Annotated in this window: 25 protein-coding genes and 1 pseudogene; 19 read left to right on the top strand and 7 right to left on the bottom strand. The window is 36.1% G+C overall.

What is annotated here, in order from left to right; translation table 11 throughout:
- Window positions 1-8: 8 nt before the first annotated feature.
- Together NH286_RS05570 and NH286_RS05565 are read right to left on the bottom strand one after the other, a co-directional pair.
- Window positions 9-1349: an MATE family efflux transporter gene (locus NH286_RS05570; RefSeq protein ID WP_410035887.1), complete on the bottom strand. Its 1341-nt coding sequence runs from the start codon at window positions 1347-1349 to the stop codon at window positions 9-11.
- A 10-nt stretch (window positions 1350-1359) separates the two neighbouring features.
- Entirely contained in the window at window positions 1360-2118 is a 759-nt protein-coding gene (locus tag NH286_RS05565; RefSeq protein WP_106461780.1) for a bifunctional hydroxymethylpyrimidine kinase/phosphomethylpyrimidine kinase, read from the bottom strand.
- Between the two features lie 94 nt (window positions 2119-2212).
- On the opposite strand from NH286_RS05565, the gene cls reads away from it, so the two are divergent.
- From cls to NH286_RS05510, 11 genes are all read left to right on the top strand, one after another.
- A complete protein-coding gene (gene cls, locus NH286_RS05560) occupies window positions 2213-3811 on the top strand; it encodes a cardiolipin synthase (RefSeq protein WP_106461782.1) in 1599 nt (532 codons plus the stop codon).
- A gap of 102 nt (window positions 3812-3913) precedes the next feature.
- Entirely contained in the window at window positions 3914-4288 is a 375-nt protein-coding gene (locus NH286_RS05555) for a GntR family transcriptional regulator (protein WP_106461784.1), read from the top strand.
- The gene (locus NH286_RS05550) at window positions 4278-5141 is read left to right on the top strand and encodes an ABC transporter ATP-binding protein (protein ID WP_265237498.1); all 864 of its coding nucleotides are present in this window, start codon (window positions 4278-4280) and stop codon (window positions 5139-5141) included. Before NH286_RS05555 ends, NH286_RS05550 begins: the two co-directional genes overlap by 11 nt.
- Window positions 5138-6370 carry a hypothetical protein gene (locus NH286_RS05545; RefSeq protein WP_265237496.1) on the top strand — a complete coding sequence of 411 codons (1233 nt, stop codon included), beginning with the start codon at window positions 5138-5140 and terminating at the stop codon, window positions 6368-6370. Before NH286_RS05550 ends, NH286_RS05545 begins: the two co-directional genes overlap by 4 nt.
- 9 nt (window positions 6371-6379) lie before the next feature.
- Window positions 6380-6832 carry a deoxycytidylate deaminase gene (locus NH286_RS05540; RefSeq protein ID WP_265237494.1) on the top strand — a complete coding sequence of 151 codons (453 nt, stop codon included), beginning with the start codon at window positions 6380-6382 and terminating at the stop codon, window positions 6830-6832.
- Window positions 6810-7484: an HAD family hydrolase gene (locus NH286_RS05535; RefSeq protein WP_265237492.1), complete on the top strand. Its 675-nt coding sequence runs from the start codon at window positions 6810-6812 to the stop codon at window positions 7482-7484. The genes NH286_RS05540 and NH286_RS05535 overlap by 23 nt, the downstream gene beginning before the upstream one ends.
- Window positions 7481-8248, top strand: a complete 768-nt coding sequence (gene udp, locus NH286_RS05530) for a uridine phosphorylase (protein ID WP_265237490.1) — start codon at window positions 7481-7483, stop codon at window positions 8246-8248. The genes NH286_RS05535 and udp overlap by 4 nt, the downstream gene beginning before the upstream one ends.
- A gap of 179 nt (window positions 8249-8427) precedes the next feature.
- Window positions 8428-11991, top strand: coding sequence for a type I pullulanase (gene pulA, locus NH286_RS05525; RefSeq protein ID WP_265237488.1), 3564 nt, complete (start codon window positions 8428-8430; stop codon window positions 11989-11991).
- Between the two features lie 137 nt (window positions 11992-12128).
- Entirely contained in the window at window positions 12129-12512 is a 384-nt protein-coding gene (locus tag NH286_RS05520) for a GntR family transcriptional regulator (protein WP_265237485.1), read from the top strand.
- Complete coding sequence (locus NH286_RS05515; protein WP_265237483.1) at window positions 12505-13341, top strand: ABC transporter ATP-binding protein; 837 nt, start codon at window positions 12505-12507, stop codon at window positions 13339-13341. The genes NH286_RS05520 and NH286_RS05515 overlap by 8 nt, the downstream gene beginning before the upstream one ends.
- The gene (locus NH286_RS05510) at window positions 13341-13991 is read left to right on the top strand and encodes an ABC-2 transporter permease (RefSeq protein WP_265237481.1); all 651 of its coding nucleotides are present in this window, start codon (window positions 13341-13343) and stop codon (window positions 13989-13991) included. The genes NH286_RS05515 and NH286_RS05510 overlap by 1 nt, the downstream gene beginning before the upstream one ends.
- A gap of 28 nt (window positions 13992-14019) precedes the next feature.
- Here the strand turns inward: NH286_RS05510 and NH286_RS05505 are convergent, their stop codons facing one another.
- From NH286_RS05505 to NH286_RS05490, 4 genes are read right to left on the bottom strand one after another with little or no spacing between them, the layout of a single operon-like run.
- Entirely contained in the window at window positions 14020-14400 is a 381-nt protein-coding gene (locus NH286_RS05505; protein ID WP_265237479.1) for a hypothetical protein, read from the bottom strand.
- Window positions 14401-15333 (bottom strand): 1-phosphofructokinase family hexose kinase, encoded by a 933-nt coding sequence (locus tag NH286_RS05500; RefSeq protein ID WP_265237477.1) that lies wholly within the window; start codon window positions 15331-15333, stop codon window positions 14401-14403.
- An 11-nt stretch (window positions 15334-15344) separates the two neighbouring features.
- Window positions 15345-16724 carry a UDP-N-acetylmuramoyl-tripeptide--D-alanyl-D-alanine ligase gene (locus NH286_RS05495; protein ID WP_265237475.1) on the bottom strand — a complete coding sequence of 460 codons (1380 nt, stop codon included), beginning with the start codon at window positions 16722-16724 and terminating at the stop codon, window positions 15345-15347.
- Window positions 16721-17758 (bottom strand): D-alanine--D-alanine ligase family protein, encoded by a 1038-nt coding sequence (locus NH286_RS05490; protein ID WP_265237473.1) that lies wholly within the window; start codon window positions 17756-17758, stop codon window positions 16721-16723. The genes NH286_RS05495 and NH286_RS05490 overlap by 4 nt, the downstream gene beginning before the upstream one ends.
- 428 nt (window positions 17759-18186) lie before the next feature.
- Here NH286_RS05490 and NH286_RS05485 point away from each other — a divergent pair, with 428 nt between their 5' ends.
- The 7 genes from NH286_RS05485 to NH286_RS05455 all read left to right on the top strand — a co-directional run bounded on the left by NH286_RS05485 (window position 18187) and on the right by NH286_RS05455 (window position 24366).
- Entirely contained in the window at window positions 18187-19014 is an 828-nt protein-coding gene (locus NH286_RS05485) for an SH3 domain-containing protein (protein ID WP_265237471.1), read from the top strand.
- Window positions 19015-19268: 254 nt separating this feature from the next.
- Window positions 19269-20285 (top strand): TRAP transporter substrate-binding protein, encoded by a 1017-nt coding sequence (locus NH286_RS05480; RefSeq protein ID WP_106461797.1) that lies wholly within the window; start codon window positions 19269-19271, stop codon window positions 20283-20285.
- Entirely contained in the window at window positions 20282-20836 is a 555-nt protein-coding gene (locus NH286_RS05475) for a TRAP transporter small permease (RefSeq protein ID WP_106461798.1), read from the top strand. The genes NH286_RS05480 and NH286_RS05475 overlap by 4 nt, the downstream gene beginning before the upstream one ends.
- Window positions 20836-22137 (top strand): TRAP transporter large permease, encoded by a 1302-nt coding sequence (locus tag NH286_RS05470; protein ID WP_265237467.1) that lies wholly within the window; start codon window positions 20836-20838, stop codon window positions 22135-22137. Before NH286_RS05475 ends, NH286_RS05470 begins: the two co-directional genes overlap by 1 nt.
- Window positions 22138-22213: 76 nt before the next feature.
- Window positions 22214-22483: an ACT domain-containing protein gene (locus NH286_RS05465; protein ID WP_265212542.1), complete on the top strand. Its 270-nt coding sequence runs from the start codon at window positions 22214-22216 to the stop codon at window positions 22481-22483.
- Window position 22484: 1 nt separating this feature from the next.
- Window positions 22485-23834, top strand: a complete 1350-nt coding sequence (locus NH286_RS05460; protein ID WP_106461801.1) for a PFL family protein — start codon at window positions 22485-22487, stop codon at window positions 23832-23834.
- Between the two features lie 10 nt (window positions 23835-23844).
- Complete coding sequence (locus NH286_RS05455) at window positions 23845-24366, top strand: peptidylprolyl isomerase (protein ID WP_265237465.1); 522 nt, start codon at window positions 23845-23847, stop codon at window positions 24364-24366.
- A gap of 46 nt (window positions 24367-24412) precedes the next feature.
- Here the strand turns inward: NH286_RS05455 and NH286_RS05450 are convergent, their stop codons facing one another.
- Entirely contained in the window at window positions 24413-24799 is a 387-nt protein-coding gene (locus NH286_RS05450; protein ID WP_265237462.1) for a PTS sugar transporter subunit IIA, read from the bottom strand.
- Window positions 24800-24963: 164 nt separating this feature from the next.
- On the opposite strand from NH286_RS05450, the pseudogene agaS reads away from it, so the two are divergent.
- Window positions 24964-25229: pseudogene (agaS, locus tag NH286_RS05445) on the top strand (tagatose-6-phosphate ketose isomerase); the annotation flags it as partial.

Raw genomic sequence — 25229 nt, 5'->3', positions numbered from 1 at the left:
GTACCCTCCTAAATTTTTTTGTGTACCCATTCTCCTTTGTTGAATCTGTATCTTAAACTTACAAACCTTGATGCTTGGTCAGATAGGATACCAATCCAGATACCAGCTAGTCCTAAGTTTAGTATGTTAACACAGATAAGAGTTACTATTGATCTGATCAATGTAACAGATACTAGTGCAACTCCTAAGGTATATTTTACATCACCTGCGGCTCTTAAGCAACCCCCATAGATGATTTGTGATATTTGTATGAGGTTGATAAATATCAAGAACCTTGAAATTTCAACGCCCATGTCAAGTAAATGTTCTTTATTAAAAAATATAGAAAATATGTTTCTTCCGAAAAATATCAATATTGCAGATATTATAAGTGATGCTAAAAATCCTATTTGCTGGCAGGTTTTGCCGTATTTTTTAGCTTCTTCTTTTAGACCAGCACCGAGAGCATTTCCTGTTAGGGCTATGGCTGCTACTTGCATACCATCTCCTAGGGAAAATGATATGGATAGGAAATTCATTCCGACATTATGGGCTGCAAAGGCATCTGTTCCAAGTTTTGCAGCTGTTATTGCTGTTACTAAGAATCCTACCCTGGCTGATACATTTTCTATGAAGATATTTACTGCTAGGTTTTTGATTTCTTTTGCAATTTCTAATGAAAATTTAAATTTACTTTTTATTATTTGGCTAAAGTTCATATAAGAAGTCTTTGAAAATAGACTTATTATACACATTATGGATGCTACGACTGTTCCCAAAACTGTGGCAAGGGCTGCACCGGCTACTCCCATTTTTGGAAATCCAAATTTACCATTTATGAGTAGGAAGTTAAATCCAATATTTACAAAGGATGATACAAGGTTTGAAAAGAAGGCTATCCTTGTATTGCCACATCCCCTGTGGGCAGCATTTATTAGCATTGATAGGCAGTTAAAGAACATTCCTACCATGGTTATGATGTAATACTGGTAGGCTAGGTCGTGGGTATCTGTATTTGATCCAGCAAATTTAAGGATTGGATCTGCCAGAGGAATCATGATTAGGTCTACTACTATTACAAAAAATATCATTATATAGAGTGCTGTTGTAAGGGTTTCATTTGCCTTAAATCTCTTGCCTTCTCCTTGCCTACGGGCTACAAGTGCTGATACAGATGCATTTATGGAGAAGAAAACTGATAGGGCTATAAATTTTGGCTGGGTAACAAGTCCTATCGCTGATATGGCTGATGGTCCCATGCTTGATACCATGAAGGTATCTATCATACCTGCTATGGAAATAAATAAAAACTCAAGAACAGCTGGCCAGGCTATTTCAAGAGATTTTTTGAAATAGGCTTTATCTGCTATTTGCATTTTCCTATCCCTTTATAAGTGTGAGGTATTTTTCAATATTTACCTCGCTTGCACCAGGTTTATCTTTATCATTGGCCCTTAAAATTTTGATTATATCCTGGCAAGTCTTATCAATTGCAGCTTCTGAGTCATAATTTTTCAATTTATAGCCTATGAAAAGTCCATCGAACAAATCTCCAGACCCACCGACCTTGAGGTCTTGCTTGTCAAAATAGATTGTGAATTCATTTTTGCCATAGACTTTGACACAATCCTTATCTTCATCCTTACTAGAAGTTATAATCAATTCTTTCTTATTATCTTTAAAAGAATCTATATCAAGGTCTAAAAACTTTGCTTCTGTTTCATTTGGAATTACAATGTCAGCCAGGTCTAGAAGGGACTTGTAATTTTCAATTTTTCCATCATCAAGACCTGGATAGAGACTACCATCATCTCCCATTATTGGGTCTAGGATGATTGTTGTTTCATAGTCTAGATTTTCTAGAAAATCTCTTATTAGGTCTCTTTGGTCCTTATCATCTATGTAGCCTATAAAAATTGTATCAAACTTAAAGCCAAGCCTTGTCCAATTATCTAGGCAATCTTTGATGTAGCTATTCGTATTTAAAAATGCATTTCCGCTTAGAGAAAAGTTATTTGCAATCATTGCTGTTGGTAACAAAAAAACTTCCACATCCATATAGGCTAGGACTGATGCCATTAGTCTTGCAGCAATCTTACCTTTGGATACGAAGTCATTTAAAATTAAAACATTCTTCATTTAAACTCCTTATTATCTTTATATATATCTTATGAACTTTAACAATATTGTCAAATATAAGAGAAAAATAATTGGATTAGGGTATAATGACCATATGAACGAGAAGAAAAAATTATTGCTTAAAAAAGTAAAAGAGAATAAATATGTCAGGAAGACTAAAAAGGGGATAGGCAGCCTTATATTCTCAAGAACTGGTCTTTTTGCCTTCTTGATTATCAGTCAGATTTTTATAATTTATGGACTTTATAGGCACTTTGCTATTGATGAATACTGGTTATTGGGAGGTTCTTCTGTAATTAGCTTTGTGATGATGATCCTTATCCTAAATCTAGATGATATGAATCCTTACATGAAGCTATCCTGGTCGCTTTTTATCTTTGTGGCCCCTACTTTTGCCTTGGTTGCTTTTTTGATGGCTCACTTTAGGATTGGCTATAGAAAAATACATAGGAGGGTCTTAGAAATTGAGGCAGATGCAAGCAAAAATCACCACAAGGCCATGACAAAGGAAGCCATCGAAAATACTGAAGATAAGAGGTTTATTAACCTTACATCCTATCTTAAAAATACAGGAGGTTTTCCAGTTTACAATCAAACCAGGTCTTTTTATTATAAGCTTGGCGATGACATGTTTAAGGATATGATCAAGGATATAAGGAAGGCCGAGAAATTTATCTTTATGGAGTTTTTCATCCTAGATTATGGCTATATGTGGGGAACTATCCTTGAAGAACTGGTCAAAAAGGTCAATCAAGGGGTTGAGGTAAGACTTCTTATAGATGGGTCAAATCTTATTACCAGGCTGCACAGTGATTTTGAAAGCGAGATGGAAGACTTTGGTATCAAATTCAGGGTCTTTTCCAAGATGTATCCAATTGTCTCAACCTACCTAAATAACAGGGACCACAGGAAAGTTATGGTTGTTGATGGAAAGTGGGCCTATACTGGAGGAATCAACCTTGCTGATGAATATATAAACAAGTATGAAAGGTTCGGCCATTGGAAGGACTGCGGTCTTAGACTTGAAGGCCAGGGAGTAGATGCCCTTACCAATTTGTTTTTGACCATGTGGAATGCAGCAAATCCTGAAAGAGTAGTTGAAGATTATAATCAATACCTAGTGGCTAAGCCAATCGAAAGCCACGATGGATATTATGTGGCCTTTTCTGACAATCCTACCGATGATGAGAGGCTTAGCCAAAATATTTTCCTAGATATGGTTAATAATGCCAGAGATTATATTTATGCCATGACACCTTATTTTATCGTAGATAATGAAGTAGTATCAGGCCTTCAAGCAGCAGCAAAAAAGGGTGTAGATGTGAGAATTTGCATACCTCACATACCTGATAAAAAGATTGCCTTTAGCCTAGCTAAGACTCATTATGCGGAACTTATAAAGTGCGGGGTAAAAATTTATGAATACACCCCAGGTTTTGTCCACTCCAAAACTTGGCTTGCCGATGGAAAAATTGGCATGGTTGGGACAATCAACCTTGACTACAGGGCTCTTTTCCAAAACTTTGAGTGCGGAGTCCTGATTTATAAATCTAAGTCCCTTGAGACAATAAAAGAAGATTTTGATGAATTTTTTGAAGTTAGTCAACTTGTCACAGAAGAAGATATTGAAAATATAAAATTAAGAACAAGGTTAGCAGGTGCACTCCTAAAGCCATTTGCTCCTTTGATGTAAGTCCTAAGCTAGTCTTAGGGCTTTTCTTCTTGACAAAAATTAAGAAAGCTTATATAATTATTATATGATGTATGGTGGATAACCAAACAATAAGGAGTTAAGATGTTTAAGCTAGATACAAGCTCTGACAGTCCTCTTTATATGCAAATAGTTGATCAAACAAAGATAGCCATTGCAAGTGGCATCTTTAGAAATGGCGATAAGTTCCCGTCAGTAAGAGACTTATCAAAAGAGCTTTTGATCAATCAGACCACAGTTTCCAAGGCATTTAAGGAGCTAGCTAGTCAGGGGATTATTGAAAGTAAGCCGGGCATAGGCACAATTATCAAGTTAGATGATAAGAAGATTAATCTAGAAAAGGAAGACTTTTTTAGAAAACTAGAAGAAGATATATCCCAGGCGATTTTTTTGCAGGTGACTAAGGAAGAGATTATATCCCTTTATGAGAAAGTTAGAGGTGAGATAGATGATGTTTAAGGTTTCTAATATCACAAAGACCTTTGGCAAAAACAAGGTCTTAGAAGATGTAAGCTTTGACCTAAAGCCAGGTACTATCACAGGCATAGTAGGCAGAAATGGGTCAGGCAAGACCACCCTTCTTAAAATCCTCTGCGGGATTTATAGGGCAGACTCTGGGAAATTCAGCCTAGATGGGAAAGAACTTGCAGATGATCCAAAACTAATTTATCACATAGGATTTTTGCCAGATAGGTTTGACTACTTTTCTTTTTATAAGGCAAAGGATGTGCCAGATTTTTATAAGATAATTTATGAAAAATTTGATAGCGACTATTTCTTTTGCCAGCTTAATAAAAATGAAATTGATCCTAACCAAACTATTAGGAATTTCTCCAAGGGTCAGAAAAATCTCCTTGGGCTAATTACAATTTTGGCAAGTGGGGCTGATATAATCCTTGTCGATGAGGTCCTTGATGGGATGGATGTCCTAAATAAAAAGCTAATTCTTTCCTATTTATTAGATGCCAAGGAAGCTGGCAAGACAGTTCTTGCCTCAAGCCACGAGCTAGATTATTTGGCTGGAATATGTGAAGAAATCCTCTACCTATCAAAGGATGGTAAGCTTAAAAACACAAGCCAAGACACTAAAAATATCAGAAAGGTTCAAGTAGTAGTTAAGGACAAACTCCCTCAGACCTTGGCAGACAATGCCGTGATAATCTCATCCCTTGGCAGGGTCAAGGTAATTTTGATCAAGGCTGATGATAAGCTCTTAAGCGAGTACCTATCAGATGATCAGATTGTCCAATACGACATTCTAGGTCTGAATATAGAAGATTACTTCTACATGGAAGCAGGAGGGAAAATATGAGAGATTTTAAGAAACTATTAAAAATATCCTGGAAAAGATATGCTATTTGGCTTATCCTTTTAGGATTTTTCCTAACTCTTTCAAATGTCGTTGGAGTAAAACAAAATATAGATTGGAATAAAAGACGACTCCATTCTAGCCTTATACAAATTGAAAGATACATGGGAAAGGAAAATGAACATCGGGACGATGGAAAAATTGATGAAAAATATCTAGAAGATAGCAAAAAACTTGCTGAAGAATTTGCTGAAAAATACAAGCTTTCTAGAGACATGGATAGGAAGTTAAGTGAAGATGAATATGAAAAGATGGACAAAAATGGGATCCTTGATAAGTATTATGCCTACGATGATTTTGTAAATATCGTAGAAGCATATAAGGATAATAAATTCCAGGCTGTAGATAATCTAACAATTACTATGAGCCTTACTATAGCTTTTATTTTCATCCTAGCCATGGCACTGACATCAATAGAAGAATCCCTCAACTATTACGACTTTACAAGGATGATGCCTTGGTCAAAGAAAAAGGAATTTATCATGAAGATAGGCATTTGCCTAGTCTTTGGCCTTGGCCTATTTGCCATAAATTCTGCCATAGTTTGCGGACTTGTTAAAAGCTCGGTCTTTTCTGAAATTGCTAGCTTTGAAGGATTTGGGACTTTCATTTTAAAATCAATCCTATCTCTTATATCTACGAGTTTAGTTGGCGTTTCCCTAGGCCTATTAGCAGGCAACTTCTTAGGTCATGTGGGACTTTCAGTAATTGCCATAGGCTTTATAGAATGGTTTAAGTTTATAGTATTCTCCTTTATGGCAGTATTTAGTGAAGGCCTTGCAACTAGGGCAAATGATAGCTTTTATGCCTTTAAAAAGACTATAAGTCCAGCCGGTCAAGTCTTTCTATCCTTAACCAATGTTAACTTTGAAAAGACATCATCCGTGTGGGCAGGTTTAGTTGTAGCCTTAATAATAGGGGTAGCCTCCTATTTTCTAATAGGAAAGTCATCTGCAGAAAGATCAGGTTACATGGTCAAAAATAAGGTGATTTCAAATATTTGCAAGTGGTCTGGCATCCTAAGCCTCACCTCATTACTTTTTATGATAACTGCAGGCATATTAAGCTCTGATGGCACAAATATCTTCATAAATATCATAGCCTACGGCCTTTCCCTCTTGATATCTTACAAGTTATTTGATATCCTATTTAAGATAAGACTTAAATTTTAGGAGTGAATAATGGCAAAAGATAGATTAACATGGAATGAATATTTTATGAGGTTGGCAGAAACTGTAGCTATGCGAGGAACCTGTGATAGGGCCTATGTGGGTTGTGTTATAGTAAATAGCGAAAATAGGATAGTTTCCACAGGCTATAATGGGTCAATTAAGGGAAATAGCCACTGCGATGAAATAGGCCACACTATGAGAGATGGCCACTGCATAGCCACAATCCACGCTGAGATGAACGCCCTTTTGTATTGTGCCAAGGAAGGCATAGCTGTAAATAATTGTATTTGCTATGTGACCCATTTTCCTTGCCTAAATTGCACCAAGTCACTAATCCAGGCAGGCATAAAGAAAATTTATTACAGAAATGCCTATCGTGTGGATGACTATGCGGTAGAGCTTTTAGAGAAAAATAATATAGAATATATAAAGATAGAAGATGATGAAGCTAATAGCATCTGATTTTGATGGGACAATCTTAATAGACGAGTCCATAAGTAAAAACGATATAAAAGCCATAAGAGATTTCCAAAATGCTGGAAATCTTTTTGGCCTTGTAACAGGCAGGTCCTACCACAATCTTTCTCCTCTTATTGAAGGAAAAATAACTCCTGACTATATTATAGCTAATAACGGTGGCCATATCCTAGTAAGAGTCAATGACACCTACAAAGAGATTTTTAAATCTGTAATAAAAAAGCCAGCTGCCCAAAAATTTATTGACCTATACGCAAAAGATTATGAAATTACAATCTTTACCGAAGATAGGAAGCTTTATGATTTAGAAGATGTAGATAAGGATATCATGGCCCTAGCTATTTATACAGAACAAGTAGAAAATCATTTGGAAAATATCTTTGATTTTCATTATTCAATCGGGGTAGTGGATGTAGTAAATAGAGGAATTGATAAGCAGAAGGGTATAGATATAATAAAGGACTATTATAAATACCAAGATGAAGTCTATGCCATAGGCGATGATTACAATGACATAGTATTTTTAAAAGCGACTAAAAGATCATACACCCTATCTTATGTGACAAATCCTTATGTAAATGAGGTCTGCATGTATAGGGTGGAATCGATTGCTGATTTAATTAAGGAGGTCATATGAAATATACAGAAGATGGCAGACAATATCACATAGGACTAAAGGAAGGCGATGTAGGAAGCTATGTAATCCTGCCAGGAGATCCTAAAAGAAGCGAAAAAATCGCCCAATACTTCGATAATCCAGTCAAAGTAGGCAACAATCGTGAATATATAACCTACACCGGCTACCTAGATGGGGTCAAGGTCTCAGTCACATCCACAGGAATAGGTGGTCCATCAGCAGCCATAGCCCTAGAAGAGCTAAGCAAAATCGGGGCTCATACCTTTATTAGAGTAGGCACATGCGGAGGCATAGACCTAGATGTCAAAAGTGGAGACCTAGTCATAGGACAGGCAGCAATTAGGGCTGAAGGCACCAGCAAGGAATATGCCCCAATAGAATTTCCAGCAGTAGCAGATTTTGAAATAACATCAACTCTTAAGGAAAGCGCCAATAAAATGGGCCTAACAAGCCATGTGGGAGTAGTCCAGTGCAAGGATTCCTTCTACGGCCAGCACGAAGCAGACCTCATGCCAGTCTCCTACGATCTCAAAAACAAGTGGGAAGCCTGGAAAAGACTAGGAACCCTAGCCAGCGAAATGGAATCAGCAGCCCTCTTTACAGTAGGAAGCTTCCTAAAAGTAAGAGTAGGGTCATGCTTCTTGGTAGTAGCCAACCAGGAAAGAGAAAGAAAGGGCCTAGCCAATCCAGTAGTCCACGACACAGACCTAGCTATAAGGCTTGGTATAGAGGCTCTAAGAAAATTAATAAAAGAAGATAAGTAAGGATAACCGCTAGAAATAGCGGTTTTCCTATGGTCAAAAATATTTTCCAACTTTAAAATTAAAGAAAGGCTTGATATACAAGTTTCAATAGACTTTATCAAATTATATTAAATTGTTTTTTGACAATCAAAAATTATGTCTTATAATATTCTTATAAACGTTTTCAAAAAGGAGGTATTATGACAAATAAATTTAGGAAGTTTATGAAAACTTTTATAATTAGTTTGGTATTATTACTAGGCTTGGGACCTTATTCAAACACTTATACCCAAGCAAGCGAAAGTCAGGCTTCCACTACGGTCAAAATCTATTATGATAGAGAAGATCCTAGTGGCTGGGATGTATGGCTATGGGCTGATGGAGTAGATGGAGCAGCCCATGCCTTTGACAAGAAGGATGATAAGGGAAGATACGCAGAAATCACCATCGACAAGGTCCTAAAAGAAGTAAATTATATCGTAAGAAAATCCGATTGGTCAAAAAGGGAACCATCAGACGATAAAGATGGAAAGAGGGTTCTTCCTATCACAGATTCTTATGGTGAAGCTTTCGTCAAACACCAAGTAGAAGATAAGAAAGAAGAAAAGCCAAAAGAAGAAAAAGACGATAAAAAACAAGCTGAAAGAACAATTAGCGTAACAGTTCATTTCGATAAGAAGGATGGTGGCTGGAGCCTATGGCTATGGCCAAAAGATGGCGAAGGCAAGGACTATCCATTTACAGGCGAAGATGAAAATGGCAAATATGCAGAAATTGACATAAAAACCGACAAGAACTCCCTAGGATTTTTAGTAAAGGATAAGGACTGGAATAAGGATATTGGTGACGATAGGTTTATAGATATAAGTCAAGGAACAGAAATTTGGCTAAAATCTAAGGACCCAACAATATATTATGACAATCCTTACGGCGATGCAAAGTCTTATGATAAGCTAGAAGCAAAGCTATCTTACAGAAGATATGATATGTCAACTGATGATGTTTGGGCAATCAAATATTGGAATAACAAAGATGAAGCAAATCCAAAAATCCAAAAGCTAGCTAAGGATGGCAAATATTACACAGGAAATATTACTAGCCAAGGATCAGAGATAAACAAACTCTTATTTACCCTAGTTAAACTTGATAATGAAGGCAAAGTCGTATATCAGGATGGAGATGTCAGAGAAATCAAGAGATTTGATGATGCTGGCAAGGCAGAAGTTTATGTAATGCAAGATGCTCAAAGAGTATTTTATGACAAGACCCTAGTAGATGAAGATGTTAGGGTAGAAAAGGCAAGTGTAGATAGTTATAGAGAAATAAATATAAGCCTAAATAAGGCTATAAATATCAAGGAAATGCTTGATCATGGTTATGATTTTATAACAAATTCTGGCCTAAGCAAGGATGATATAGAAGCAATAAGCTCAAAAGATTCAAACAATATAAGTAATAAGATAAATATTAAATTCAAAAAAGACCTAGAACTAGACAAGGACTACGAATTTATTTTCTACCTAGACACTGCAAAAAATACTAAGTTAAATGCGAAGGCAGTTCTAGCCAATATAGTAGCTGATAAGAAATTTGACGAAGCTTACGCTTATGATGGTGACCTTGGTGCTATATATTCTAAAAATCAAACAACATTTAAGCTTTGGACTCCAACAGCAAGTGGCGTAGACCTAGTAATCTTTGGAGCTGACGGAGAAGCGAAAATCAAGATGGAAAAAGAAGATAGGGGAGTATATTCATACACACTTGCAGGTGACCAAGATAAGACAGTCTACATGTATGATATCCACTTCAAAGATGGTTCTGTAAATAGGGTAGTAGACCCATATGCAAAATCAACAACCATTAATGGTGAAAAAGGTGTAGTAGTAAACCCACAAGTGTCAATGGTTGAAAGACCAGCAAATAAATATGTCAAAAACCCAATAATCTACGAACTTCACGTAAGAGACCTATCAAACCAAGAATATTCAGGAATAAAACATAGGGGTCAATTCTTAGGTCTAACCGAAACAGGAACAAAAACACCAAATGGATTTAAGACAGGACTAGACTATATAGCAGATTTAGGAGTAAGCCATATCCAGCTTCTACCAATCTATGACTATAGCAAGAATTCTGTAAATGAGAAAAATCCAATGGATAAATACAACTGGGGCTACGATCCAGTAAACTACGACACACCTGAAGGAGCCTATTCAACAAATCCATCTAACCCATATGCTAGAATAGAAGAACTCCAAAAGGCAGTAGATGCCGTCCACCAAAAGAACATGGGTGTTATCATGGATGTAGTATACAACCATGTATTTTCTCTAGGAGAACACAGCTTTAATAAGATAGTGCCAGGTTACTATTTTAGATTTGATGAAAATGGAAATCCACACAATGGTACAGGTGTAGGAAACGAAACAGCATCTGAAAGAAAGATGATGAGTAAATTCATCGTTGATTCTGTAAAATATTGGGCCAAGACCTATAAGCTAGATGGCTTTAGATTTGACCTAATGGGAATACTTGACTATCACACAATGAATACCCTTGTAAAAGAACTAAAGGAAATAAACCCTGACGTAGTAATCCTGGGAGAAGGATGGAATATGGGAAATCTTCCAGAAGGCTTAAGGGCAACCCAAGTAAACTCAGACAAGATGCCACATGTAGGAACCTTCAATGACGACCTAAGAGATGGAGTCAAGGGCTCAGCCTTTAATGGAAATGCTACTGGCTTTGTAAATGGTGAAAAAGGAGTAGAAGAAAAGCTATTCTCATCAATAAAGACAGTTAGACAAATTAATGGCAAAAATTACGACAATCCTCAACAACTCATCCAATACACAGAAGCTCACGACAATAAGACAGTCTTTGATAAGATAAAAGAACTTCATCCAAACGAAGATGATGCGACAACCCTAAAGAGACAAAGACTAGCAACAGTAATTCCTCTACTCTCACAAGGCAGACCATTTATCCACGCTGGTCAAGAATTTGCAAGAACAAAGGGAGGAAATGAAAACTCCTACAATGCTCCTGCAGAAGTCAACGAACTAGATTGGAAAAGAGCAGAAGAATACAAAGACAACATCGAATACATCAAAGAAGTAATAGCAATCAGAAAAAACGAACCACTATTCCACTCAACAAGCTTTGACCAAGTCGATGCTAGAGTTAAGAAGATAGTAGCAAGTGACGGACTAATAGCCTACAGCCTAAGCCAAGGAGACAAGGACCTATATATCGGACATAATAGGGAAGATTCTGCAAAAGAATTCAATCTTCCAAATGGCAAATACAAGGTTCTAATCAAAGCTGATAAGGCAAACCATAAGGGACTTGAAACTATAGAAGTAAAAGATGGCAAAATAGCAGTAGATCCAATGTCAACTTTAATGCTAGAGAAATTAGATGATACAAAAGATCCAGAAGAAACCGAAAAACCAGAAGATAATAAGAAACCAGGTAAAAATGATGATTATTTCTTCAATTTTGCTTATCTAAACAAAAAACTAAATAAAAAAGATAAGCCTTGCAAGATGAATGCAAAAGTTAGAAAACAATATTACGAGCTAAAGAAAGCCTACCATAGGAATCTAGTAATATCAAAATCTGCAAAATATTTATTGGAAAATGCTCCAAAAACAGTAAGACCAGTAAAAGGCAAGCTAGAAAAACAACTAGCACTTGCAGAAAATTTAAGAGATCAGGCCCTTAAATATTTAACAGAGCTTGAAAATTGCTACGAATAAGAGCATTGAATTTTTAAGCCTTAAAAGAAAGACCGCTAGAAATAGCGGTTTTTTCTTTTAGAATTTTTTAATATATCAAATAGAATTGACAAGTGTTATAAACTGTTATATACTGTTATAGAGGAAAGGGGAAGAAATTGAAAATAATTATTAAAAATGGATCGCCAGTTCCTATTTATGAACAAATAAAAAATGCCATTAGGGATGAGATTTTAAAGGAGAATGTAAAAGCAGGAGACAAACTGCCTTCTGTTAGGGCTCTTGCCCGTGAGCTTTCTATTTCGATTTTAACAGTCAAAAAGGCCTACGATGAACTTGAGAGTGAGGGCTTTATCGAATCCCGCCAGGGTCTTGGTACCTTTGTTGGCAAGGAAGATCCGAATTTAAGGCTTGAGGAAAAGCAGAAAAAACTCGAGGAGTCTTTACTTTCTGCTATTAGGATTTCAAAAGATATTGAAATGGAAAAGAATGATTTATTTGAACTTTTAGCATATTTATATGAAGGAGATTTTAATGACTGAAAAAATCCTGGCAAAAAATCTTGCCAAAACTTATGACAAATTTAAACTCGGCCCAAATAACTTTGCCATTAAAAAAGGCCTTGTAACTGGCTTTATAGGCAAAAACGGGATGGGAAAGACAACCACCATCAAAGCCCTTTTGTCTCTTATAAATTACGATGGGGAAATTTTCCTAGATGGTAAAAAAATTAATGATTTGTCTTATCTTCAAGACGTGGGTCTTGTCATGGACGATTCATTTTTGGGCAAGGACTGGACCTTGGATTTAGTTGACCAAGCTATGGATGTTGGTTATAAGAATTGGGATGCAAAGGTCTATTATGGATATCTTGATAAGTTTGGCCTAGAAAAGGAGAAAAAAGTTTGTGAATTATCAAGGGGAATGAAGATAAAATTAATGCTTGCCATCGCCCTTTCACATGACGCAAAAATCCTAATCCTAGATGAGCCTACAAGCGGCCTTGACCCTGCGATGAGAGATGAGCTTGTGGATATGATTTTAGACTTTATGGAAGATCCTGACCATACAGTTTTGTTTTCTACTCACATAACCCAGGACCTAGATAGGATTGCTGATTATATAGTCTTTATAGACCAAGGGAAAATCGTCTTTGAAGGCACAAAGGATGAGCTTTATGAACAATTTTTGCTCATTAAAGGTGGTCTTGATGATTATGAAAAGATAAAGAGTCTTAAAATTTTTGGGCAAAAGAAGAGTCAATTTAATTTTGAAGCCCTGGTTTTAAGGGAAGATTATAAGGAAGATGCTGACCTAGTGGTAGAAGTGCCAACAATTGATCAAATAATGATTTATTATGGGAGGATATGATGAATATAAAGAAGCAAATTAAACTGGATATAATCTCAATGAAACCCTATTATACTTTGAAAAATTTAATCATACTATTAGGTATAAGTCTTTTTTATTCCTTTATTAATAAAACTCCTGTAGTAATGTTATCAATGACATTGACTTTTGCTGTAATGTTTTCAGCTAATCCATTTATGCTAGGAGAAAATTCAGGTATTGATGCCTTATATAAGATTTTTTCTATAGATAGCAAAAAGGTAGTTATAGGTAGGTATATCTTAGCTGGTCTGATTTTTATAGTGGCTAGTCTACTTGGCTTTTCAATCTATACTATAGTTTCCCTAATAAAAAATATACCATTAGACCTTGATATGCTGATGTATTTAGGAATGAACTTTGTTTTATTTGGGATAATTATTTCTTTCCAATATCCGATGTTTTTTAAATCTGGCTATACTAAAGCAAAGACTTTTTGGTTTTTACCCATACTTATAATTGCTATAATAGGAATGATTTTAGGATATTTTATAAAAGATTTTAACCCAATCCTTAACTTTGTATTAGAAAACCAAAGGATGATTATAATTGGACTTTTTATCCTAGTTATAGTTTTTCTTATAGTTTCAATCAAACTTTCTATTAAATTTTATAAAAAAAGAGATTTTTAAATCACAAAAGACCCTAGCAAGCCTTGGATTAATCTCCAAGGCCTACTAGGGTCATATTTTTTTCTATAGCAAGCCTTGCAAGAGCGGCAAGTTTTTTACCATAGGTTTTTATTTTTCTTTGCGATAGATTATATTTTTCTATGATTTTATTTTCTTCTTTCAGGTCTAGGTTTTTTGCAAAATCATATATGCTTTGGGCAAAGATTTCTATATCCTCTAGGTTTTTTCTTTTTAATTCTATATCCTCGTAGGGATCTAAAATCCGATAGGTATCTAATGAAGAAAATTTGTCCTTATAGTCGTAGAAAAAATCCTGCATATTTTTTTCTTCTACTAAGATTTCATAATTTTTTAGACTCTTAGATTTTTTTATTTGGCCTAGACTATTGCAAAGTACGATTGTTAGCACTTATTCTATTATTTCAATATCCACTAGTGGGAGGATGTCTATTATTTGATCTCTTGTTGGGAGGTCTAGGACTCTGGCTGTAGCAGATGCTGCTGCTACTGCTACCATGTAGGATTCGATTGGGTCATTATCCCTTACTATGGTTCCTATAAAGCCGCCTATCATGGCATCTCTACAGGCTACTGTGTTTATGATTTCGCTATCATCTTCTACTGGTGCTGCTGCGTATACTCCGTCGTTTGTAAAGAACATTGATCCTTCTGAACCGTAGGAGATTATTACATATTTTGCTCCCATTTTGATTAGTTCCTTACCATAAGGGATGTAGTCCATCTTATCTTCGATTTTGACATTAAAGATTGCCTCTATGTCTTCTCCGTTTGGTTTTACAAGGAGAGGTCCCCTTTTTACCATGTTTAGAAGGTATTGGCTTGGTACGTCTGCTACAAAGTAGGCACCGTTGGCCTTAGCTATTTCTACCATCCTATCGTAGATGTCGCTATCTTCGCCATTTTCCATTGGTGGAACTGATCCACCAAAGATTATGGTATCGCCTTCTCTTACTCTGGCTAGGTAATAAAGAAGCTCTTCGACTTCTTCTGATGAGATGGTTGGACCTTGGAAGTTTATTACTGTTTCCTCTAAGTCTTCAAAAATTTTGATATTGATTCTGTTATTTTCTTTTATATCTACAAAGTCTGCTAGGATGTCTTCCTTGCTTAGCCAGTCTTTGATAAATAGGCCTTGGTAGCCGCCAGTGAAGCCTGTGGCTGTGGTTGGTATTCTAATTTGTGATAGGATTCTTGATACGTTTATTGCCTTACCACCTGGTAGGGTTCTTTCTGTTTTTATGTTGTTGTTGTAGCCTGGGTGTAGCTTATCTACCTCTACATAGAGGTCTATAGATGGGTTTAGGGTTACTGTATAAATCATTTTTTCCTCTTTCATATATTTAAGTTTCTTACCTGGTCTATTACTTCTTCCATATGCATGCCGTGGCTGCCCTTTACAAAAACAAGAGTACATGGTCTTATTAGGGATTTTAACTTCTCTACTAAGCCATCCTTGTGTTCAAAATAGAAGCATTTATTAGGCTTGAAATTTTGAAGGGCACCCTCATACATGTGGTAGGAGAGAGGGCCGTAGAATAGGCAAAAGTCAATTTTTTTGGGATCAATTTTTTCTCCTACTTGGTAGTGGAGTTTTGCTTCATCTTCGCCTAGCTCTAGCATATCTGATAGGCATATAATTTTTTGGTTGTAGCCAAATAATTCATATACTGTTTCAAGGCCTGCAAGGAGAGCTTGTGGGTTTGATTTATAGGAATCATCTAGGACATCAAATCCATCTAGTTCCAAGAGTTCAGACCTATTTTGGCTTGATTTTGCTTTCATTAGGCCCTTATCAATTGTTTCCTTATCTAGGCCAAAGATTTGAGCTATCATGACTACTGCTGCTGCATTGTAGACATTGTGCTTGCCTATAAGCGGGATTTCGTAGTGGTCTTTCCCATTTGAAAATCTTAATTTTGATGAAGGTGACTCTTCAAATTTGATATTAAAATCTGCCTTAGGATCTGTTCCAAAGGATAGGACTTTTTCTTTAATATCATAAGTAGGGACTTCTTCTTTCATGGTTGGGTCATCTATATTATAGATGAAGGTTCCTTGATCATTCATTCCTTCGAGGATTTCAAGCTTAGCCTTTAGGATACCTGACTTAGTCTTTAGGTTATGAAGGTGGCTGTCACCTATATTTGTTATGATTGAAATGTCTGGTCTTACTATAGTACTTGTTAGGGAAATGTCTCCGAAATTATCTGTACCTAGCTCTATTACAGCGATTTCACAATCATCATCTAGGGATAGGACTGTCTTTGGGACACCTATTTCGTTGTTGAGATTGCCCTTGGTCTTTTGGGTCTTATATTTCTCGCCAAGTATAGTTGTAAGAAGGTCTTTTGTTGTGGTCTTACCATTTGAGCCTGTTATGGCAACGACCTTACACTTAAGCTCATCCCTGTAGGCCTTGGCCAAATCTTGGAGGGCTTTTTTTGTATCTTCTACCCTTATATAAGGGATGGTGACATTTTTATTTACCTTATAATCCTTATCCACAATAAAGGCGGCTGCTCCCTTTTCTTCGCACTCTTTGATGAAAATTCTCCCATCAAAGACTTCGCCAACTAGGGGGATGTAAAGCTCGCCTGGATCTATGGTTCTAGAATCTGTTGAAACTCCACAGATTTCAATATCTGAAAAAGCTTCATCTAAAAGTTCGCCACCAATCATTTTCGCTATGTGGCCAAGACTTCTTTTAATCATAAAGCCCTCCTAAAACCATCATCGATTAGCTTATCTAGAAGCTTACTGAATGAAATTTGGTAGAGGTTCTCAGCCATTCTTCCGAAAAATGAAGAAGGGGTGAATCCTGGGAAGGTGTTAATTTCGTTGATGAAAAATTCCTTATCTTTTGTATAGAAGATATCAACCCTGGCAAAGCCCTCGCAGCCAACTGCCTTATAGCAGGCTTTGGCAAAGGCACGACCTCTGTCATATTCAGCTTCTTCCATGTGGTAAGGGAGTTCTTCTCTGGTTGATTTTGAAAAGTATTTAGCATCGTAGTCTAAAAATACGTGGTCAGTGATGTAGGCAGCTGGGAGTGACACATCAATTTTTGAACCATCACCTAGGACAGCAAATTCAATTTCTTGGCCAACTATTAGTTCTTCAACAAGGACCTTGCGGTCATATTTTAAAGCCTCAAGGCCAGCCTTTTTGAAATCTTCCTTGCTATCAACTCTAGAAACACCAACAGAAGAACCATTGGCAGATGGCTTAACAATTAGGGGAAGTCCGATTTCTTCTATACATTCATCTATAAATTCATCTGTGAAATCCTCTTTATAGGCATATTTATATTTGGCTTGTTTAAGGCCGTTTTTTTCAAATATATCATTGCTTGTAACCTTATCCATGCAAATAGCAGAAGATAAAAGACCGTTACCGATGTAATTTAGACCAGTGGCATCCAAAAAGCCTTGGATAGTACCATCTTCGCCATAGGTTCCATGGACTACAGGAAGGATAATTGTAGATGCTAGGTCATTTTTGCTTACTTCTATAAGGAATTCTGCGATAGATTCTTGTCTTGACTTATCAATTGTCTTAACTAAAGAAAATTCATCAGACTCGTCGTAATCAGAAAAAGTTGCTGAGAATCTTCCTTCCTTATCTATATATATAAGATTTATATTGTATTTTTCTTTATTTAAATTTTTGGCAATATTAAGAGCACTTCTAAGGGCAATATCATGCTCGCTAGAAGGGCCGCCGCATAGGATGTAGACAGTTTTCATACTTTCTCTCTTTCATTTATATATCTATGTAAATTTTACTCTTATTAAGAATATGGGCAAATCAAATAGGAATTAGTAAATGACTAAGTGAATATTGCCTATAAATTGTTACAAAATAAAAACTAATTATTAAGCAATTGTGTAGAAAATATAGGAGGATTTAGGCAAAAAATAATGGTAATTTATGAAATTAATGATTTGTAATTCAACAAAGTCAAAGGAAAACGATGGAAAATCAAAGATGGGAAATTTTTGTAATGATTTTGTAATATTTAGGCAAATCTACATAATTTCCACACAATTAAAAGTTATACTAGGTCTTGTAAAAAAGATTTGTTATCAAATTGTAACTATTGTTACAAAATGCTAGCAAGGTTAAAAAAGAAAATAATTTACTTTTATATAGAAAGACTAAAGAGGAGAATAAAATGAAAATTTTTACTAAATACGCCCTAGCGGCAGCCCTAGTTATACCGTCTGTATTTGGACTAATAGGAAGAAATGCAGAAGCAGCAAGTGCTGTACTTAATAAGAATGCAGCAAATGGTGTAAATGTTAGAAGCGAAGCAAAACTAGGTGATAATATCATCGGTCTTATTGATGATCAAAAAGTTTATGAAATAAAAAATGAAGAAAATGGTTGGTTTGAAATTGAATTTGATGGCAAAAAAGCTTTCGTATCAAGCGACCTATTCCACCTACTAGAAGAAACAGAAGTTGTAAGTGCTACAAATTTTAGAAGCCAAGCTAGCCTAGATTCTGAAGTAATCGAAGTTATCCAAGCAGGTACAAAGGTTGAATCTATTGACATAGCTGAAAATGGCTTTGTAAAAGTAAAGGTAGATGGCAAGGAAGGCTATATCTATCACAACCTTCTAAAGAGCTTTAGAGATAGGTACCAAGCATACGCAAGCGCAAATCAAGCATCAAATGCTAATAATAACGCTCAAGCAAGCACAAATCAAGCTCCTACACAAAATACTCAAGCTCAAGCACCAGCTCAAAACTCAAACGAATCTTACCAAGGATCTTCAAACTGGGCTAAGGAATGGATAGCTCAAAGAGAATCAGGTGGTTCATACACAGCTTACAACCCAAGAGGTGGATACTATGGTAGATACCAACTAAACCCATCACTAGTTCGTTATGGAGCAAGCCCAGCAGAGCAAGAAGCTGCAGCAGATAACTATGTAGCCCAAAGATATGGTTCATGGGAAAATGCCCAAGCTTTCTGGCAAAGAAATGGCTGGTATTAAGCTAAAAATTAAGTAAAGAATGAAATGTAGCATTATTTATCCACGATGGATAGGTCTTTGCTACATTTTTTATTTGTTGACAAAAACAAAAATTTTTAATATACTTTTATTAAGTGAAAGTGAAATCGATTACAGATTTTTATTAAAATATAAAAGCTTGAAAATTTGAAACAGCCCTATCTTGTTGGCTGTTTTAATATTTTTTGTTAAGTTATTTATGTTTTGCTTTCAGAAAAATTTTATAAGGAGGAATTATGTTTAAAAGATTTAAAAATCTTATACTCTGTCTATTAGTCCTAGTGACTATGGTTGCTTGTTCTTCTAAACCAGAAAAGAAGATAATAAGAATTGGCCACAACCAATCGCAAAACCATCCGACTCACCTTGGACTCTTAGCCTTTGAAAAATATGTGGAAAATGAGCTTGGAGATAAGTATGATATCCAAGTTTTCCCATCAGAACTACTAGGTAGCCAAACTGACATGGTCCAGCTTACTCAGACTGGAGCTATAAATATGGTTGTTGCAAGTAACTCAATACTTGAAACTTTTGATGATGTTTATGAAATATTTAACCTACCATATTTGTTTGCTTCAAGCGAGGCCTACCATGCAGTTATGGATGATAAGTCTATAACAGATTCAATCTTCACCTCTACAAGAGATGGGGGATTTGAGGCCGTTACCTGGCTTGATGCTGGTTCAAGGTCATTTTATACCAAAGATAAACCTATAGAAAAACCTGATGACCTTAAGGGTCTAAAGATAAGGGTTCAACAATCACCTACTAATGTTAGGATGATGAACCTACTTGGAGGATCTGCTTCTCCTATGGGCTTTGGTGAGGTTTACACAGCTCTTCAATCAGGAATTATTGATGGGGCTGAAAATAATGAAATGAGTCTTACAGACAATGGCCACGGCGAGGTGTGCAAGTATTATTCATATGATATGCACCAAATGATTCCTGATATTGTCCTTGCTAATTATGAATGGTTAGAGTCTCTTGGGGAAGACAGGAAGGTATTTGACGAGGGCTTTAAAGTTTTAAATAAGGTCCAAAGAGAAAAATGGGTAAGTGCTGTGGATAATGCAAAAGAAGGAGCCAAGAAGCTTGGAGTAAACTTTATCTATCCAGACCAAAAGCCATTTGTTGAGGCTGTTGCGCCACTTACAGAAGAGGTTCTAAATAGGAATGAAAAATTAAAACCATTCTATGAAAAAATTCAAGAATATAACAAGAAATACCCAGCTAAGGAGGAAGCTAAATGAGAAAAGCACTAGATAATTTAATGAAAATCTTATCAGCAGGCACCCTTCTTGCTATGCTTTTATTTGTAGTTTGGCAAGTATTTACCAGATATATCCTAGGCAAGCCATCAACATGGTCTGAAGAGCTAGTAGGATATTTATTTGCCTGGTCAACTCTTTTTGGAGCAGGCCTTGTGGTAAGTGAAAGAGGCCATATGAATATACCTGTTCTAATCGATACAAAATCGGTCAAAACACAAAAATATGCAGCTATATTTTCTGAAGTAATTATTTTTATTTTTTCCCTAGTAGTTCTTAGCTACGGAGGAATCAGGATTACAAAGCTTGCCCTAAACCAAATGACTTCATCACTAGGTTTGCCAATAGGTTTGTTTTATATACCTCTTCCAATAGCAGGTCTAATAAATATGATCTTTTGTATTTTAAATATTAAGGATATCCTATCTGGTAAGGTTAAATTCTTTAAGGCAGCAAGTGCTTCAGAGATTTCTGAAAGAATTGCCAATGAAGCAAGCGAAGTTAGCAAATATGAAAGCGAAGGAGGTAAGTAATGGGTGGACAAGCTTTAGCAGTTATATTAATAGTTTTAGCCTCTTTACTTATATTAGGAGTGCCAATTGCCTTTTCAATTGGTATAGCATCAATCGTTACAATTCTTGCCACAGTTCCGCTAAATGTTGCGGTACTAACAGCAGCCCAAAGGACCTTTGTGGGCATGGGATCATTTACCCTTACAGCCATCCCATTTTTTATCCTAGCAGGTAACTTTATGAATGAGGGAGGTATAGCCAAGAGATTAGTAGATTTTGTAATGGCAATCCTTGGTAAATTACCAGGTGCCCTTCTTGTTACAAATATAGGGGCCAATGCTCTTTTTGGAGCAATCTCTGGATCTGCATCAGCAGCTGCAGCAGCTGTTGGATCAATGGTTAAGGAAGGCGAGGACAAATTAGGTTATGATAAGGCCTTATCTGCAGCTTCAAATGGAGCAAGTGCACCAGCAGGACTTTTGATTCCGCCATCAAATGCCTTAATCACCTATTCTTTAGTATCAGGTGGTACATCAGTAGCTGCCCTATTTTTGGCAGGCTATATACCAGGTCTTATATGGACCTTGGCTTGTATAATAATTGCAATCTTTGTAGCTAAGAAGAAAGGTTATAAGGGCACTGAAGGAAAATTCTCCTGGTCTAACCTAGGAAGGGCTACAATAGCAGCCATACCATCTCTAGGCTTAATTATAGTAGTAATAGGCGGTATAGTAGCCGGAGTATTTACAGCTACAGAAGGTTCAGCTATTTCAGTAGTCTATTCCCTAATACTTGGCCTAGTTTATAAGAATCTTAACTTTAAAAAGATAATAAATATCCTAGTAGAATCAGCTAAGATGAGTGCTATAGTTGTCTTTTTGATAGGTGTTTCTAACATCCTATCATGGGTAATGGCCTTTACCGGTATCCCACAAATGATTGGTGAAAGCCTCTTATCAATTACAGATAATCCTATAATTATCTTATTGATAATGAATGTGATTTTATTAATATCAGGAACCTTTATGGATGTAACCCCTGCTATATTAATTTTTACACCTTTATTTTTACCTATTGTCCAAGAGTTTGGTATCCATCCTGTTCACTTTGGACTTATAATAGTTTATAACCTATGTATAGGCAATATTACTCCACCAGTTGGCAATACCTTATTTGTTGCAATAAAGATTGGGGATACAAGCCTTGCCAAGGTTATGCCATATATGATAAGGTACTATGCACTAATTTTATTAGGTTTATTACTTGTAACTTATGTTCCAGCTGTAACTATGTTTTTACCACAATTAGCAGGACTAATATAGAAAAAGAGCTTTCGATTTATTCGAAAGCTTTTTAATTTTCAAAAATATAGGTACAATAAGACTAATGGAGGAGCGTATGAAAGCAATATTGACAATAATTGGTAAGGATAGACCAGGAATTATTTATGAAGTGACAAAAATTCTCTTCAAATATAATATAAACATCCTGGATATGAGCCAAACTATAATGGAAGATAAATTTGTAGCTATGTTAAATATAGATATGAATGGGGCAAAGGCAGATTTTGAAGAAATTTCAAAGAGTTTTGAGGACTTATCAGAGGAAACAGGCCTTGATATAAGAATTCAAAATGAAAAGCTATTTGAAGCTATGACAAGGGTTTGATATGGATAAGACCAATATTTTAGAAACCATAAAGATGCTTGATGAGGAAAATCTTGACATTAGGACCCTAACCATGGGTGTAAGCCTTTTTGACTGTATAGATCCAGATTATGAAAAGGCCTGTGCCAAGATTTATGACAAGCTAATCAGAGAGACCAAGGACTTCATAAAGATATCAAAGGAAGTGTCAAAAATCTATGGAGTTCCAATCATAAATAACAGGATATCAGTAACACCTATTTCTATGATAGGAGCAGCTACAGATCTTGATGACTACACACCTTTTGCAAAAGTTTTGGATAAGGCTGCCAAGGACATTGGGGTAGACTTTATCGGTGGTTTTTCTGCTCTTGTAGAAAAGGGGATGACAAAAGCTGATGAGATATTAATTAAATCTATTCCAAAGGCCTTGGCCCAAACAGATTTGGTTTGCGGGTCAATTAATGTTGGTTCTACCAAGGCTGGAATAAATATGGATGCTGTGGCCCTTTGTGGCCAAACTATAAAGGACTTAGCAGCAAATACTGATGATGCCTTCGGATGTGCTAAACTAGTTGTTTTTGCCAATGCAGTGGATGATAATCCCTTTATGGCAGGAGCCTTCCATGGAGTAGGTGAAGCTGAAACTGTTATAAGTGTTGGAATTTCTGGTCCCGGCGTAGTAAAGGCAGCCATAGAAGATAAAAAAGATTTACCAATCAATGAAATTTATGAAATTATCAAGAAAACCGCCTTCAAGATTACAAGGATGGGAGAATTGATTTGTAAGGATGTTTGCGAAAAACTAGGCAAGAACTTTGGAATTGTAGACCTTTCTCTTGCCCCAACGCCTGCAATTGGGGATTCTGTAGGAAGAATCCTTGAAGAAATCGGAATAGATCATGTAGGAGGCCATGGAACGATAGCAGCCCTTGCTATGCTAAACGATGCAGTCAAAAAAGGTGGAATTATGGCAAGCTCTAGAGTAGGTGGTCTATCAGGAGCCTTCATACCTGTAAGTGAAGATGAGGGAATGATAGAAGCTGCTGGCAAGGGTTATATTTCCTTTGACAAGCTTGAAGCCATGACTTGTGTCTGCTCTGTAGGCCTTGATATGATAGCAATCCCAGGCAAGATATCAGCTACATCAATCGGGGCAATGATTGCCGATGAGGCAGCACTTGGGGTAATAAATAATAAGACAACAGCTGTTAGAATAATCCCAGTTCCGGGTAAAGATGTAGGTGACAGGGTGGAATTTGGTGGCCTCTTAGGCTATGCACCAATAATGGATGTAGGTGATTCTAATTCAGATATAATGATTAAAAGAGGCGGCCACATACCAGCTCCTGTCCACTCATTTAAAAATTAAGGAGAAAAATATGACAAATCCAATAGTAACATTTGAAATGGAAAGCGGGGATGAGATAAAGCTAGAGCTTTACCCAGAAATCGCTCCAAATACAGTTAAAAACTTTATTTCACTTATTAATCACGATTTTTATGACGGACTAATCTTTCACAGGGTCATCAAAAACTTCATGATCCAAGGAGGAGATCCTGAAGGAACAGGCATGGGAGGCCCAGGATATTCTATAAAAGGAGAATTTTCTCAAAATGGTTTTAGAAATGACCTAAAACACGATAGGGGAGTAATCTCCATGGCAAGAAGCTTCATGCCAAATTCAGCTGGTAGCCAATTTTTCATCATGCATAAGGATAGCCCACACCTAGACGGAGCCTATGCAGCCTTTGGTAAGGTCATCGAAGGAATGGATGTTGTAGATAAGATAGCAGAAGCAAAAACTGATAGAAATGACAGACCAAAAGATGAAGTAAAAATTGCAAAGGCAAGCGTAGATACCTTTGGAGTAGACTACGATGAGCCTGAAATAATAGAATAAAAGAAAAAATCTAGCCTAGGATTCTTATCCAACAGGCTAGATTTTTTTAAAATACCATTAAAGATTGTTTTGAATATTCGATAATTTCTTCTACAAGATCATCAATATTTTCAGTTTCAAGCTCGAGTGACTTATATAATCCTACAAAGTTAAGACCGGCAAGAACCTTGACGTTAGGAAATTTGCCTAATGTCAAAACTGCCCTATTAAAGGGAGTTCCACCTGCCATATCGGCAAAAACTATAATATTTTTACAAGAATCAGCCAGGCTATGGTAAGCTGCTTCAATTCTTTGATCAAAATCTTCATAAGATTGATTTTTCTTAAATTCTTCAATTTTAATATTATTAAATTCGCCAGCGACCATCTTTATAGCTGAATAGACTCCGCTTGCAAGAGAAGCGTGGCTTACAGCAATGACCCCATTTGTCATAAAAACTCCTTAGTATTTACTTAAATTACTATAATAATTGTAAGATAAAATAAATTACTTGTCAATCATCATTGGCTCTTGACATAAATACCAATTTCATATACAGTAATATAAAATGGTAATTACCATATCCAGAAAATTTTAGGGTGCAAAGGAGATTAATGATGTTACTTGATAAAACAAAGTTAGAAGAAAGAGATTTTAAAAACACCTATACAGAAATATTTGCTCAAGCAGATACTTGGCTAGAAATATATAGGCTATATGAAGAAAGAAAGGCTGACATAGAAAATTTTCTATCAAAGCTTAAGGGAGCTAAGGTAATCTTTACAGGAGCAGGTACCAGCGAATATGTTGGAAATATCGCAACAGACTATCTAAAAAGTCATGGAGACTTTGAATTTGAATCAATAGCCACAACAGATTTAGT

It is taken from the genome of Anaerococcus sp. NML200574, assembly GCF_026131665.1.
Classification (GTDB): Bacteria; Bacillota; Clostridia; order Tissierellales; family Peptoniphilaceae; genus Anaerococcus; species Anaerococcus kampingae.
The sequence above is the reverse complement of the archived record's forward strand: the minus strand, read 5'-3'. Positions and strand labels throughout refer to the sequence as shown.

What these genes read in the sequence shown, in the direction of transcription:
- NH286_RS05565 (WP_106461780.1), bottom strand. Translation starts at nt 2,118, where the DNA reads ATGAAGAATGTTTTAATTTTAAATGACTTCGTATCCAAAGGTAAGATT.
- cls (WP_106461782.1), top strand. Translation starts at nt 2,213, where the DNA reads ATGAACGAGAAGAAAAAATTATTGCTTAAAAAAGTAAAAGAGAATAAA.
- NH286_RS05555 (WP_106461784.1), top strand. Translation starts at nt 3,914, where the DNA reads ATGTTTAAGCTAGATACAAGCTCTGACAGTCCTCTTTATATGCAAATA.
- NH286_RS05550 (WP_265237498.1), top strand. Translation starts at nt 4,278, where the DNA reads ATGATGTTTAAGGTTTCTAATATCACAAAGACCTTTGGCAAAAACAAG.
- NH286_RS05545 (WP_265237496.1), top strand. Translation starts at nt 5,138, where the DNA reads ATGAGAGATTTTAAGAAACTATTAAAAATATCCTGGAAAAGATATGCT.
- NH286_RS05540 (WP_265237494.1), top strand. Translation starts at nt 6,380, where the DNA reads ATGGCAAAAGATAGATTAACATGGAATGAATATTTTATGAGGTTGGCA.
- NH286_RS05535 (WP_265237492.1), top strand. Translation starts at nt 6,810, where the DNA reads ATGATGAAGCTAATAGCATCTGATTTTGATGGGACAATCTTAATAGAC.
- udp (WP_265237490.1), top strand. Translation starts at nt 7,481, where the DNA reads ATGAAATATACAGAAGATGGCAGACAATATCACATAGGACTAAAGGAA.
- pulA (WP_265237488.1), top strand. Translation starts at nt 8,428, where the DNA reads ATGACAAATAAATTTAGGAAGTTTATGAAAACTTTTATAATTAGTTTG.
- NH286_RS05515 (WP_265237483.1), top strand. Translation starts at nt 12,505, where the DNA reads ATGACTGAAAAAATCCTGGCAAAAAATCTTGCCAAAACTTATGACAAA.
- NH286_RS05510 (WP_265237481.1), top strand. Translation starts at nt 13,341, where the DNA reads ATGAATATAAAGAAGCAAATTAAACTGGATATAATCTCAATGAAACCC.
- NH286_RS05500 (WP_265237477.1), bottom strand. Translation starts at nt 15,333, where the DNA reads ATGATTTATACAGTAACCCTAAACCCATCTATAGACCTCTATGTAGAG.
- NH286_RS05495 (WP_265237475.1), bottom strand. Translation starts at nt 16,724, where the DNA reads ATGATTAAAAGAAGTCTTGGCCACATAGCGAAAATGATTGGTGGCGAA.
- NH286_RS05490 (WP_265237473.1), bottom strand. Translation starts at nt 17,758, where the DNA reads ATGAAAACTGTCTACATCCTATGCGGCGGCCCTTCTAGCGAGCATGAT.
- NH286_RS05485 (WP_265237471.1), top strand. Translation starts at nt 18,187, where the DNA reads ATGAAAATTTTTACTAAATACGCCCTAGCGGCAGCCCTAGTTATACCG.
- NH286_RS05480 (WP_106461797.1), top strand. Translation starts at nt 19,269, where the DNA reads ATGTTTAAAAGATTTAAAAATCTTATACTCTGTCTATTAGTCCTAGTG.
- NH286_RS05475 (WP_106461798.1), top strand. Translation starts at nt 20,282, where the DNA reads ATGAGAAAAGCACTAGATAATTTAATGAAAATCTTATCAGCAGGCACC.
- NH286_RS05470 (WP_265237467.1), top strand. Translation starts at nt 20,836, where the DNA reads ATGGGTGGACAAGCTTTAGCAGTTATATTAATAGTTTTAGCCTCTTTA.
- NH286_RS05465 (WP_265212542.1), top strand. Translation starts at nt 22,214, where the DNA reads ATGAAAGCAATATTGACAATAATTGGTAAGGATAGACCAGGAATTATT.
- NH286_RS05460 (WP_106461801.1), top strand. Translation starts at nt 22,485, where the DNA reads ATGGATAAGACCAATATTTTAGAAACCATAAAGATGCTTGATGAGGAA.
- NH286_RS05455 (WP_265237465.1), top strand. Translation starts at nt 23,845, where the DNA reads ATGACAAATCCAATAGTAACATTTGAAATGGAAAGCGGGGATGAGATA.
- NH286_RS05450 (WP_265237462.1), bottom strand. Translation starts at nt 24,799, where the DNA reads ATGACAAATGGGGTCATTGCTGTAAGCCACGCTTCTCTTGCAAGCGGA.